The organism is Planktothrix serta PCC 8927 (genome assembly GCF_900010725.2).
GTDB classification, from domain to species: domain Bacteria; phylum Cyanobacteriota; class Cyanobacteriia; order Cyanobacteriales; family Microcoleaceae; genus Planktothrix; species Planktothrix serta.
Genome location: NZ_LR734833.1, coordinates 1 through 13127, shown reverse-complemented (window position 1 = coordinate 13127; position 13127 = coordinate 1). Strand labels below are relative to the sequence as shown.

General features: G+C 40.0%; 10 protein-coding genes and 1 pseudogene. 7 read left to right on the top strand and 4 right to left on the bottom strand.

From position 1 onward, the window contains the following. Window positions 1-141: 141 nt before the first annotated feature. Window positions 142-285: pseudogene (locus PL8927_RS03910) on the bottom strand (IS200/IS605 family transposase); the annotation flags it as partial. Between the two features lie 38 nt (window positions 286-323). Here PL8927_RS03910 and PL8927_RS03905 point away from each other — a divergent pair. The 3 genes from PL8927_RS03905 (at window position 324) to PL8927_RS03895 (ending at window position 3334) form a co-directional block, all read left to right on the top strand. Next, the gene (locus PL8927_RS03905; protein ID WP_083617830.1) at window positions 324-1844 is read left to right on the top strand and encodes an RNA-guided endonuclease InsQ/TnpB family protein; all 1521 of its coding nucleotides are present in this window, start codon (window positions 324-326) and stop codon (window positions 1842-1844) included. A 103-nt stretch (window positions 1845-1947) separates the two neighbouring features. Further along, window positions 1948-2781: a type I methionyl aminopeptidase gene (gene map / locus PL8927_RS03900; protein ID WP_083617828.1), complete on the top strand. Its 834-nt coding sequence runs from the start codon at window positions 1948-1950 to the stop codon at window positions 2779-2781. Window positions 2782-2899: 118 nt separating this feature from the next. Then, window positions 2900-3334 carry a GNAT family N-acetyltransferase gene (locus tag PL8927_RS03895; protein ID WP_083617826.1) on the top strand — a complete coding sequence of 145 codons (435 nt, stop codon included), beginning with the start codon at window positions 2900-2902 and terminating at the stop codon, window positions 3332-3334. Between the two features lie 46 nt (window positions 3335-3380). Here PL8927_RS03895 and PL8927_RS03890 read toward each other — a convergent pair whose 3' ends face one another. Then, complete coding sequence (locus tag PL8927_RS03890) at window positions 3381-4769, bottom strand: UDP-N-acetylmuramoyl-tripeptide--D-alanyl-D-alanine ligase (RefSeq protein WP_083617824.1); 1389 nt, start codon at window positions 4767-4769, stop codon at window positions 3381-3383. 458 nt (window positions 4770-5227) lie between these two features. Between PL8927_RS03890 and PL8927_RS03885 the strand changes: the two genes are divergently transcribed. From PL8927_RS03885 to PL8927_RS03875, 3 genes are all read left to right on the top strand, one after another. Continuing rightward, window positions 5228-6520: a hypothetical protein gene (locus PL8927_RS03885; RefSeq protein WP_083617822.1), complete on the top strand. Its 1293-nt coding sequence runs from the start codon at window positions 5228-5230 to the stop codon at window positions 6518-6520. A gap of 191 nt (window positions 6521-6711) precedes the next feature. Then, on the top strand, window positions 6712-7020 hold the full coding sequence (locus PL8927_RS03880; RefSeq protein ID WP_083617821.1) for an RNA recognition motif domain-containing protein: 309 nt from the start codon (window positions 6712-6714) through the stop codon (window positions 7018-7020). Between the two features lie 478 nt (window positions 7021-7498). Further along, the gene (locus PL8927_RS03875) at window positions 7499-8911 is read left to right on the top strand and encodes a GTP-binding protein (protein ID WP_083617817.1); all 1413 of its coding nucleotides are present in this window, start codon (window positions 7499-7501) and stop codon (window positions 8909-8911) included. A 40-nt stretch (window positions 8912-8951) separates the two neighbouring features. On the opposite strand, the gene PL8927_RS03870 is transcribed toward PL8927_RS03875, so the two are convergent. After that, a complete protein-coding gene (locus PL8927_RS03870) occupies window positions 8952-9440 on the bottom strand; it encodes a hypothetical protein (protein WP_083617816.1) in 489 nt (162 codons plus the stop codon). A gap of 678 nt (window positions 9441-10118) precedes the next feature. Beyond that, window positions 10119-12041, bottom strand: coding sequence for a PP2C family protein-serine/threonine phosphatase (locus tag PL8927_RS03865; RefSeq protein ID WP_083617814.1), 1923 nt, complete (start codon window positions 12039-12041; stop codon window positions 10119-10121). 147 nt (window positions 12042-12188) lie between these two features. Between PL8927_RS03865 and PL8927_RS03860 the strand changes: the two genes are divergently transcribed. Next, window positions 12189-12866 carry an SDR family oxidoreductase gene (locus tag PL8927_RS03860; protein ID WP_083617812.1) on the top strand — a complete coding sequence of 226 codons (678 nt, stop codon included), beginning with the start codon at window positions 12189-12191 and terminating at the stop codon, window positions 12864-12866. Window positions 12867-13127: the final 261 nt, after the last annotated feature.

The following is a 13127-nucleotide window of genomic DNA, read 5'->3' as shown; positions in this document are numbered from 1 at the left end:
ATTTCAACAGTTTTGATATTTTCTGTTTAAATGTTGTCTAAAACTTGCCCCAGATCAAAGGTTTAGCGATCGCATTTTTTGAGAATGAAACAGCCCTGCCCCGACCGGGTGCGGGATAGGCACTGCGGCTGTCTTCCGCCTTCAAATATTTTGGTTTTCAATATATTTTTTCACAGTTTCCTCAGAAGCGTTGCCGACTGTACCGCAAAAATAGCTTCTAGTCCAAAGAGAAGGAATTTTTTTTAGATGTGGATATTCCTTTCTAAGCTGAAACGAAGTAAATCCTTAATAATACGATAAGATAATTTGAGGAGGTGATCAGATTGATTTGGAGTTACAAGTACAAGTTACGCCCCAATAATCAACAGGTCAAAAAATTATCGGGATGGCTCGATATGTTGAGAGCCAACTTTAACTGGTGTTTGCGCGACCGGATTGACGGATGGCATCAGCAATTTATTTGCGGTAATTACTGTGATTTAAAAACAGAAGTTGAAATCACACCTTTGACTTGCAGTTTAGTTAAGGGGACACAATTAGCTAATCCTTGGAAAGATGGTGGAGGTAAAGCCAAGAAAGAAGGGGAGAAAGACAAATCTCCTAAACGCACGGCAGTTTTAATGCAAGATGCAAATCTGCAAGAATTAAAAGATGCTAGACCTTGGTATCAAGAGATTGATATTGGGGTTTTACAGTTAATTCCAGCCAGGGTTAACGAATCTTTTAATAAGTTTTTTAAGGGTGCTGGTTTCCCCAAGTTTAAACGCCGTCACGATTTTAAATCCTTTAGTTACAAACCAGGAAGAATCAAAATTAAAGGGAATAAAATCTATTTACCTAAAATCGGATGGATGCGTTTTTATAACTCGCGTTCTCTGACCGATGGATTTGAAATCAAGACGGTTACAGTTAGACAGAAAGCTGATGGTTGGTACGTTTCAGTTAGGATTGAAAACAAGACAGTGCCAGATTTTCCGGTAATCCCAGACAGTGAAATTAAAACTATTACTGGTTGCGATATGGGATTAGGAAAATTGGTTTATTTATCGGACGGTAGTGCAATTGAAAACCCACGTTTTGCTACTAATAAAAAAACCAAGCGTTTAATGAAAATTAGACAAAGGCGGGTTAGTCGTAAGCAAAAGGGAAGCAAAAATCGTAGTAAAGCTCAACTTAGGGTAAGTAAATTGCATAACAGGATTCAACAGCGACGAGAATCTTATCAATGGGACGTGGCTAATCGAATTGTCAAAAAAGCTGATGCTGTTGCCGTTGAAGATTTACAAGTTAAAAACATGATGAAACGGTGCAAACCTGTCAAATCTGAAACGGGTAGATTTTTGTCTAACGGTCAATCAGCTAAACGGGGATTGAATCGTTTAATTGCTGATGCAAGTTGGTATAATTTAACTCAAAAACTTGAATATTTGGCTGCGAAGTCAGGCAAGAAATTGTATAAAGTTAATCCTAAATATACCAGTCAAACTTGTAGTAAGTGTCAGCACATTGATAAAAATAGTCGCCAGGGTGAAAAGTTTATTTGTACTAATTGCGGACATATTGATGATGCTAATTTACAAGCTGCCAGGAATGTAAAAACTAAGGCAATAGAAACCTACGGGTTAAATATTGTCAAAATGATTAAATCGAAAAAGGTACGGCGGGACTCGTCGAAACCAGTACAAACGACTCTTTTTGATGTCGGAATGTATGAACGCTCGTCAGATAATACGCTGCCCCAAAAAGCTTGCACTGAGCATAGTCGAAGTGGCAAACGGCGTGTGGGCGAGAACCCAGAGTACAAGCAATTGTCTCTGTTGGGATATTTAGGGCGAAATTCCTAAAGAATCCCATCCCCTTCAGGGGTGGGAGTGTCAACCAAAACTTGATATTGTACGGTAACTTATAAAAAGGCATTTTATCCGAACACACTCAACCCTAAACCTGATGAATATTCTGGCTGATTTTCTGTCTAAACCTGTTAAACCTAATCCTCCTCAAGTTAAAAAAAGTGGCCGAGGAATTTATATTAAATCTCCTCAAGAAATTGAAATGATGCGACAATCTGCAAGAATTGTTGCGACGGTCTTAAAAGAAATTTCTGAACGGGTTGAACCGGGGATGACAACCGCAGATTTAGATGCTTATGCTGAAAAACGTATCCTTGAAATGGGCGCGAAACCTAGCTTTAAAGGTTATCATGGTTTTCCGGCTTCTATTTGTGCTTCGATTAATAATGAAGTTGTACATGGGATTCCTAACCGTCGTAAAGTTATTCGCACAGGAGATGTTTTAAAAGTAGATACAGGGGCTTATTATCAAGAATTTCATGGAGATTCTTGTATTACAATTGGGGTCGGTAAAGTCTCTCCAGAAGCAGCAAAATTAATTCAAGTTGCTGAAGAAACTTTATATAAAGGGATTGAAAAAGTCAAAGCCGGGGCTTATTTACTCGATATTGCTGGAGCCATTCAAGATTATGCAGAAGCCAATGGTTATAAAATTGTAGAAGAATTTACAGGTCATGGAGTCGGACGAAATTTACACGAAGAACCCTCGGTTTTTAATGCTCGTACCTATTCTTTACCCAATGTTAAATTAAAAGCGGGAATGACCTTAGCTATTGAACCGATTCTGAATGCTGGATCTCGATTTACCCGAATTTTATCGGATAAATGGACAGCCGTAACGGTTGATAATTCCCTATCTGCTCAGTTTGAACATACGGTTTTAGTTACCGAAACTGGTTATGAAATTTTAACAGATCGTTTTAAAATTTAGTGATAGTAGGATTCAGTAGACAGGAGACAGGAGATCAGATGCTTAACAATTCAGGATAAAAGGAATTATTCATCTCCTATTCTTGCTGTTCCCTGTTCCCTGTTCCTTACTATCAAAAATGATTAGAATAAAAACCGTTAACTATTCTGAATATTTGACAGAAATTAGAGCCATTCGATATCAAGTTTTTGAACTCGAACAAGGAGTTAATCCTGAATTAGAATTCGATGGTCAGGATGAATTTGCCCAACATTTGTTAGCTTATTTAGATGATCAACCTATCGGAACATTGCGAATTCGTTATTTAGATGAAGGAAATGCCAAAATTGAACGGTTAGCGGTTCTGATTTCAGCGAGAGGAATCGGAATTGGTCAACAATTAATGGAATGCGCCTTAGAAGCGATCGCTCAAACTACGATTAAAACCGTTATTGTTAATGCTCAAATTTATATTGAAAATCTCTATTTAAAATTAGGGTTTAAACCTGTGGGAGAAGCATTTGAAGAAGCGGGAATTCCCCATATCAAAATGATTAAAACCCTGGGTCATTGATTTTCACCTAGGGCTATTTTCTTCTTGATATTTAGGGGTTTTAGACTCAATTTTTCGATAACAATTCTACAACTCGATTCAGTTGTACCGAATGGGACGCTTTGAATAAAATCCGATCGCCAGGTTGTATAAACTCTTTCAACTGTTCAGCCATTTGTTGATGAGCATTCGATGCTTGTATATCCACAATTTCCACAAAAGGTAAACCTGCTGCTCCCGTTGCTAAAGCATTTGCTGCTTCAAAATCTGCCAAAATAAATAATCCCTCTAAATTCAGTTCCCGTGCGGTGCGCCCCACCTGTTCATGGAATTCTAGCGAGCGCTCGCCTAACTCTTTCATCGTACCCAATACCGCAATATGACGTTTTCCCGGTGTTTGGGCCAGTAACCGCAACGCCGCCAACATCGATTCTAACCCAGCATTATAGGTTTCATCTAAAATCACAATATCTTCGGCCCACTGATAGCGTTTCGCCCGTCCATCGGGTAATTGAACCGTGATCCCCTCCAGAAACGGTGCATACAAGGTTTCAGGGGACAGATCCCAACCGTAAATTCCCCTTAATACGGCCAATGCAGCTAAAAAATTAGAAGCGTTATGAATACCCGGTAAGGGTAAGGGTAAATTTACTCCCTCGACTCGCAAGGTTTGGGCGTCGATTAATTCTCCTCGCAGATCACCTGCTTCTAACCCATAGGTGATCGTGGTTCCCGACCAAAGCGTTGCTGCGGTCTTGATCAAACGGGGCTGATCCTGATTTAAAATTGCCAGACTGGTTTTAGGCATTTCGGCCAATAGTTCACATTTCGCCTCAGCGATGGCTTGTTCTGATCCTAATAGTCCAATATGGGCCGTTCCCACATTCGTAATCACCCCAATGGTCGGACTAGCAATTTGGGTTAATTCAGCAATTTGTCCTTTACCCCGCATCGCCATTTCGACCACCGCAAAATCATGATCAGTTGTTAGTTGTAATACCGTTTTGGGGACTCCTATTTCATTATTATAGTTAGCTTGAGTTTTTAAGACTTTGCCTTGAGTGGTTAATACGGATGCAATCAACTCTTTGGTTGTGGTTTTCCCGACGGAACCTGTCACCCCAATGATCGGAATTTGAAATTGATCACGCCACCATCGGGCAATTTTTTGATAAGCTGTTAAGGGATTAATAACGGGTAAAAGCGGTAAATGAAAGTGAGTTTCGGCAAAATCCGGTGTGACAATTGCAGCGATCGCCCCTTGGTTGATGGCCTGTTCTACAAAATCGTGGCCATTAAAATGTTCCCCCTGTAATGCTAAAAACACCTCTCCGGGTTGAATGCTGCGGGTATCCGTTGTGATCCCTATCACGGATGTAGAATCAGTAAAGTCACACTGAAACGGTAAGTTAATCGCTAAGATTTTAGCAACCTGGCCGAGAGTGATGATAGACATTCTCTAACTGTGTAAAATTGATGATCATTGATTACTCAGTTATGGTATTATAAAATAGCGCTAATTTAATCACCATCTAAAACAGATTTTCCCAGGGTGCAGAGTCTTCAAGTCCTTGAAAAACCGAAAGTTGCGAAAAACTGAATCAGCTAAATTTTACGCTCAACTCAGTCCTGTTTCGTCAGGAGGATTGAACAAAAAACAGTCTGAATTCAGCACCCAATCGATTAACCCAATCCGTTTCTGTGGACTTTTCCGTTTGATTCATGTTTTAAAGGGTTCCCTCGGCGAATTTTATTAGACCCAATACTAGAAATTGATCTCGTTTCTGTGCCCTATTGAAAAGAAAGAATTGATCGAATCAGAATCTCTAGGATGAACGTGAAGATAGGGGCTTATCAATATCAAAGGATTTCACCAGACAATGCAACTCAAATTGAGCAGATGGGTAATTAAAAATGAACAGCAACTTAATGAATTCTTTCAATAAATCCACTGTCCGAGAAGAGCAGATTATCTATGATCACTTGCTTGAACACGTTGAAATAGATGATCCGTATCAACTCATAGAGCGACTGAATCTATTATTTATTGAAGGATCGGGATATCCTGATCTAGAAGTTTCTAGAGCTTTAAATAAATTAGTCATCTCTAAATTAGAAGTCCACGATTTTAATCATATTCTCAATCGTTGTTGTTATATTTTAATTAATCGCTGGCATACTTCTCCCCAACGCCAAGGCGCAATTAATAAATTAATTCAACTGTTTGATGACTCGATTTCTAAAATCCGAAAAGTTTATTCTTACTCTAAAACCGTTCGTCAATTAGGGGATTTAGTCTATGAATTTACAAAAAGTGAGCAGTATTTCGCTTTAAAACGCTTTGTGGCGGTGATTAATCAGCCGACTGAATTAGATTATAAAACTCAATCTTCTGAACCCCTGAGAATCTTAATTCCTCGCTATCCCTATCTTTATAAACACTGTTTACTGAGTGAAGATAGTTCTTATGAACATCAACAGATGATTCAAATGATTCAAGTGCAAAAACAACGCAAATTTGAACTCGATTTATCTCAATATGCAGCCCATCAAATCCGACTCGCAACTATCGCCCGCCGGACATCCCTAGAAGAAGCTAAAAAAATCCCGTCCCCTGTCCCGAATCCTACCCTATTAAACAATCGAGAACTGTTTGCCGCCCTCAAACAATTTGTCGGAAAAATAGAAGGTTCACAAACCTATCGAGATTTAGCACAACGCTTTTTAGATCAAACCCAACCTAATCAATCCTTTCGGTCTTTTAAAGAAAGTTTTTATGAATATCTGAGTCCAACCTCGATTGATTCAGCCTATATCCGTAACCAGTTTAATGATAAATTGTACAAGCAATTACAAAATACCATTCCCCATAGTGATGAGGAAAACTTTAGTGAGTTTCTCTTGCTACGAACTTGTAACCAAATGTTAAATTTTCTGGTGGTCGAGAGTCCACAGAAACCCAATCATTTTGTCTTTATCGATCTCATTGCCAATGTCGGGCCCACCATGACCGTTGGGTTATTACTCAAAATTGTCTTACTCTGTCGCAAAGTCAAACCTTACCTGGAAAAACGGTTTGCGATTTTATTTAATCATTACGAGTCTTGTTCTCAAGATGGAGTTCTATGGTTAGTGAAGGTCTTAGAAAACTTGAATGTTGCCTTAAGTACCAACTTTGGAGGGGTGGATTTATCGTTCATCCGATAGGCTAAAAAAACCAAATTGTATTCACAACGACTAAACTCAATTAACAATTCTATGCTACAATAACGGTCGTTAATCAAATTCGGTTATGTGCATTGTTTTACCTTACAGAAATCTCGATTTGAGCGGCTTCTGTATCGACGGGTATGTTGCCGAAAATCAATTTTGTCCGAGTTTAAAGTTGGAGTCATTCCATGTCGATTTATGTCGGTAACTTAGCTTATGAGGTTACCCCTGAAGCCCTAGAGCAAGTGTTTGAAAAATATGGCAAAGTCAAACGCGCAACTGTTCCTCAAGATCGAGAAACAGGGAAATCTCGCGGTTTTGGCTTTGTAGAAATGGTGGATGAAGCAGACGAAAATACTGCAATTGAAGCTCTCGATGGAGCAGAATGGATGGGCCGTCGTCTGCGGGTGAACAAAGCCAAACCGCGTGAAGACAATCAAGGCGGTGGAGGCGGAAGACGACAATCATGGGGAGGCGATCGCAATAATTCTTATTAGAACAGAAATTTAATTCAATCAATTACGGGTTTTACCAATGTTGACACTCCACTCGCCTAAAGGCGAGTGGATTCTTGGTTCAACGAGTCCACTTAATAGAAAAAAGTTGCCTTTTCTCCACCAGAGATGGTTCTCTTCCCAAGCGTTTTACCCCATTGCAGAAGTCTGTTCGGGTATGCCCTACCCGGAGCGTTAAAAACCGATAAAATTTGGTTTCTCTGTACTTGTTGCTTAGAGTTTTTACCTAGACAAGCAATTTCTGTCCAGAACCCTATAACCCTAGTTTTCAAGGTGCGCTGTCTTCCGACGACTGGGTTTTGATTAAAGACAGGTTGATTACCCTAAACTGTCTGATCCAAGAATACTAACACACAAATAAAGCGTTGCCCTAGAATGGCAAGGCTTTATAGCCAAATTTTCGGTAAGACCCGTTATTAATTTGGCAGGATAGAAAGAGTAATTGACCCTAACAATAAACATGAATCTGGATGATGAACTGAATACAACGCTGTTGAGTTTCACCGACCTGCAAGCGGAATTGAATTTACGCCATGCTCAAGACGCCTTACGCGAAATTGTAGACCATCTTGACTTGACCCCCACAGAACGAGAAGGTTTAGAACCCGATATTGGGGGGTTACAAAGGATGATGGAGAAATTAGAATCTACCTCCGTACAAATTGCCGTTTTTGGCATGGTAGGACGGGGTAAATCTTCGGTTTTGAACGCTTTATTAGGTCAAGAGGTGTTTATTACTGGCCCCATTCATGGCGTCACCCAAACCACCCATAAGCAGCAATGGCAATTGACTGAAAACTCTTTATCTCCTATTCCTGCGGTTTCCTATCGGATTTCTCAAATTGAATTGATTGATACCCCAGGAATTGATGAAGTTGATGGCGAAACCCGTGAAAAAATTGCCCGTCAAGTCGCACAACAAGCGGATTTATTATTATTTGTAATTGCCGGAGATATTACTCAAGTTGAATATGATGCCCTTTCTCAATTACGAGAAGCGGGAAAACCGATGTTATTAGTATTTAATAAAATTGATCAATACCCGGAAGCTGATCGACAAGCAATTTATGAAAAAATTCGAGATGAACGAGTAAAAGAATTATTATCTCCCGATGAAATTGTGATGGCTGCGGCTTCTCCTTTGGTGGCGAAAGCGATTCGTCGTCCTGATGGAACTTTAAGTGCTCAATTAACTAGAGCAGAACCTCAAATTGAGGAATTAAAGCTCAAAATTTTAGAGATTTTAGATCGGGAAGGTAAATCTTTAGTGGCTTTAAATACGATGTTATATGCAGGAGATATTAATGAGAAATTAGTGCAGAGAAAAATGGAAATTCGAGAACAAAGTGCGAACCGAGTGATTTGGAATGGGGTAATTACAAAATCGATTGCGATCGCTTTAAATCCCCTGATGATGATTGATTTATTAAGTGGAGCAATGATTGATGTAGCTTTAATTTTAACCTTATCTAAACTGTATGGAATTTCCATGACTCAACAAGGTGCAGTTGAATTATTACAAAAAATTGCCTTAAGTATGGGAGGAATTACAGCCAGTGAATTAGTAGCTAATTTTGGCTTAAGTTCGTTAAAAAGTTTATTAGGATTAACTGCACCCGTAACTGGGGGATTATCTTTAGTACCCTATTTATCGGTTGCTATTCCCCAAGCTGCGATCGCTGGGGTTTCTTGTTATGCCATTGGACAGGTGACAAAAGCTTATTTAGCCAATGGTGCATCCTGGGGAGAAGAAGGCCCTAAAGCCGTTGTTCAACATATTTTAGAAACTTTAGATGAGACTTCTATTTTAAATCGAATTAAACAAGAATTATGGAATAAAATTAATGTTAAAAACCGAATTTTAGAACGTTAATTATTTTGGCTGCTCTTTTCTATTAATTTGTTAGACCTTTTTAGACTAGATATTTTTGGAAATCTTCTCCTGCTTCCCTAATATCTGCATCTTCATGCTTTAAAGCTCGTTTAACTAGCCTTTCAGTGAGGTGATCGTCAATATTAATATACAGTTCTAACAACCGTCTATATTCTTCATCCGTACCATCAGCTAACAAATCTTCAGCACTGTTTTCAATATTATCCAACAACCAAGTTTTTGGCAGAGAAAGAATAACTTCTCGGCAGAGTTCAATATCTGAATGAGAGACACTGGCTAAAGCCACCAAATCATTGAATAAACGCTGACGTTCTGGTAAAGTGAGGTAAAAGAGTAATCGCAATGCAGTCCCTCTTTCTCTAGGATTTTGTAACCCTTTTTGCAGCATTGCTACCCTGTCTATACAACTGTTGAGAAATGCTTGACGACTCTGGATATAACCCAATTCTCCAGTGACAACGGATTGCCACAAATCAATGGTTTGAGCCGTTTCTTGCTGATTTAACATAACTTTTGCTTTTGAGTTTTATATTTATCAGAAAAATGGGTTAAAACCCTGTCCTTCTAGGACGGCTTTATATTGGGTTGTCTATTGACATCCAATCGTGCTACGATTTCGGATAACAGGAAAGGTAAATAACCTGTCTAAAAACCTAGTTGCCTAAAGGTAAAACGCACTCTCACCTTGACAATTAAATCTATGCGGTTCTACTGCACAGTTCTAGTTTTCCCCAGCAGTGGGTAAAAGATTCATGGGAACTAGACGACCAGTTTTTAAACAAAAAAGAACTCGCAGTCATGCGAATAGGGTAGGGCATATCCGAATTTACGCTTGGGGAGAATCCCACCTCTGGTTAAAGCACTGCAAGGTACTTTGATTAAGTGGTTTCATTGAACCAAGAATCCCCACGCCTTTAGGCACAGGGAGTGTCAACTTAGCTCTTTCTTGCCAACGTAAACCCACCCGCTTCCCAGAAATTTATCAATAAATTCTATCAATAACATTTTTCGATTAGGATAGATATAGCAATCCGTGTAGGATTTGTGAAAAAGTTTTGTAGGGGTGATGTCCCTCCAAACCCAGGCGCAAAGAGGGTTTGGAGGGACATCACCCCTACGATAAAATATTACAACCTATTTAGGACTGCTATAGTATGATGGTGAGTCAGAAACCCGGTTTCTGAGGTTATCGTTTATTGGTCGGTTGTTCAGGAATTGAATTGATTTGAGACTGGCTAACTTGCCACCAAATTGCAAAACCTCCAGCAATTAATATCGTAAATAAACTTAGAATAAAAGCCACTTCCTTCCATTTAGAAGGAGGTTTAGAGGTCGGTTGAATTTGCGATTCAGGAAGGGATTCATCATATAATAAAACTTTGGATGCTTCAGTGGGTTCAGTTTCCAAAAATTCAGGTTTTGTTGATAGAGGTGTTGTTTCTACTAAAACTAATTTTTGCGGAGAAACACCACAATAAGTTAAAACAACAGAAACATTATCATGACCATTTTTATCATTAGCAACGTCAATCCATCCTTGTACCGCAGATTCTAAAGATTGTTCTCCATTTAACACCGAAGCCGAAAAATTTTGCCAACATTGTTCAACCCGTTGATTATCACTTAATCCATCGGAACATAATAATAATAATCCGTCTTCTTCAATAATAAATCGTTGCACCGTTGGCCGTAAAAATTCCGCTTCTCTAGTTCCTAAAGCTTGAGTTAAAGCACCAGCACCGGAGCGTTGAGCAGCATCCCAATATAAACTCCGACCATGACGAACTTCTCGATTTGCCACATCATCATCAAGGGTTAATTGTTGACAGGAATTCTGAGTCATCCAATAGGCGCGACTATCCCCAATATTGACAATATAAAGTTCATGGCAATTGTGTAATTCAATCCCCTCTGGGGTTTTAACTTTTTGGGGTAGTTGTAACGCGATGACTAAGGTTGTTCCCATCCGTTGTCTAAATTCTCGCCCCTGTTCATTATTTTGAGCCGCAATCACATTATTGACAACCCGGGCAATTTCTTGCAGTTGTTCCATAATTAATTCTGGCGGTGCTAATTCTTCTTGATTAGATATTTCCGCCATCAAACTATGAATTAAAGGCTTAACAGATTGTACCGCTAATTGACTGGCGACCTCGCCCCCGTCATGACCTCCAACCCCATCACAAACAATACTTAAATGGGGAATTAATTTATCATTGGGATAAATATACAGATTCCGTACATCCTGAATATTCGGATAACAACTATCTTCATTATGGGAACGTTTGACCCCGACATCTGTTAATCCGGTTACGGCTAAATGTAACGGTAATTGGGCCGATTGTTCCATTAATAATTGATTCAGGTGACTCCCGACTTCTTTTAACGAGTCCTCCTGATGACGCATCAATTGATGAATGGTTTGTAACCGATATTGGATGCTCGGATGGGCGGTTTCAATAAACGCTGTCCAAGATTCGGCTAAATCTCGTTGGGTGGGTTGAACTTTACCCTGATGGAGTTCTCGCAACCGCACCCGCCAGCCCTCCACCCGTAAGTTATCTTTGACTAATAAACTATAGGCAGCGCCTTGTTCGGTTAAAGGTGTCCATAATTGCTGCATTTGCCATAACCAATACACCTGACGCACGGGGTTCGTTTTAGGCCATGCTTCTACTAAAGTCGGGAACAGTTGACCCCGACTATCAACGGGAATATTCTCTAATAACAGAGTTTCTGTGGCTTCCGGGGGAATTCCCAAGGGATACACCCCAAATACCCCAGGAATATGCAGCCGATGGGGATATAAATACAAATAGGATAATATCGACTCTGAGAGGATATCAGCCAAAATCGGCGGGGCGCCAGGTTTAGTATCTAACCAAATTTGGGGAAAGGTGACATAGTAGCGATTTCCGACTAACTGACCCGGTTGAATTTGTCCCGCCCCAGAACCTGTGGCCCACAAATACCGATAGGTTAAGGGGGTTTGACAGGTTTCACAAATTTGATTCCCCAAAGGGTTACGCGGTTGGGGACAGGCGGGGTTTGTACAATGCAGGGGCGGCGGCGCCGAAGTGCTGATTTGAAATAATTTTTGTAAGGACACGGTTAAAACTGTTAATAGGAGGACTTAATCGTACAAAGGCTGATAATATAAAACGATTGTAGCTTTTATTGATTTCTCAAAGGTCTTAGGTTAACACGGCATTGAGTAGAGTAATAGATAGAAAGAATTGTTGAATTGTTAAAATCCATGAACACTAAATCTTATATTTTTGTTGCGGGTGCAAGTCGAGGCGTGGGCCGAGAAGTGGTGAAATGCTTACGAAACAAAGAAATGAACGTGAAAGCATTGTTAAGAACACCGGACACTCGCCCTGAGTTGGAAGCGATGGGGGTGGAAGTGGTGATGGGGGACGCCTTAGAGATAGCGGCTGTTGAACAGGCGATATTGGGCCCAGAAACGATTTCGGCTGTGATTAGTACCATTGGCGGTTTACCCAAAGAAGGAGAACGAGCGGACTATTTGGGAAATAAAAATTTAATTGATGCGGCGGTGAAAGCGGGGGTAGGGAAATTTATTTTAGTCTCTTCTATTGGGAGTGGGGAGAGTGTGGTGGCTTTACCTCCCCAGGCGTTAGAAACCTTGGCTTCGGTTTTAGTGGAAAAGGAAAAAGCCGAACAACATTTAATTAATAGTGGACTGAATTATACCATTATTCGTCCGGGGGGGTTAAAATCTGAACCTGCAACGGGAAATGGGGTGTTAACGGAAAATTATCGGGTTGCAGGTATGATTCATCGGGCGGATGTGGGTCAGTTGGTCTGTGATTGTTTATTTTCAGAGTTGGCAAATGGTAAGATTTTGTCAGCTATTGACCGCAATATGGCTTATGGTGAACCAGATTTTGAGGTTTTGGATTTGAGTTAAATCTGATTATCTCGTAAGTAAGGGCGGGTTTGGGGAGATTTTTTATCGATATAAAAGGTTAAGTCTAACCCGCCCCTACGTTAATTAAAGGGTTTAATCCAACGGTTTTGTAAGGCTTGATCTAATATTAATCCTGCTATTCCAAATATGCGATCGCCCTGACTTTTAAGATGTGACAGCAAAGTTCTATAGCGCTACGCATTACAGTTAGGACATTTCTAAATCTTGAAACCCTTTCACTTCTTACTGTTCCCTGTTCCC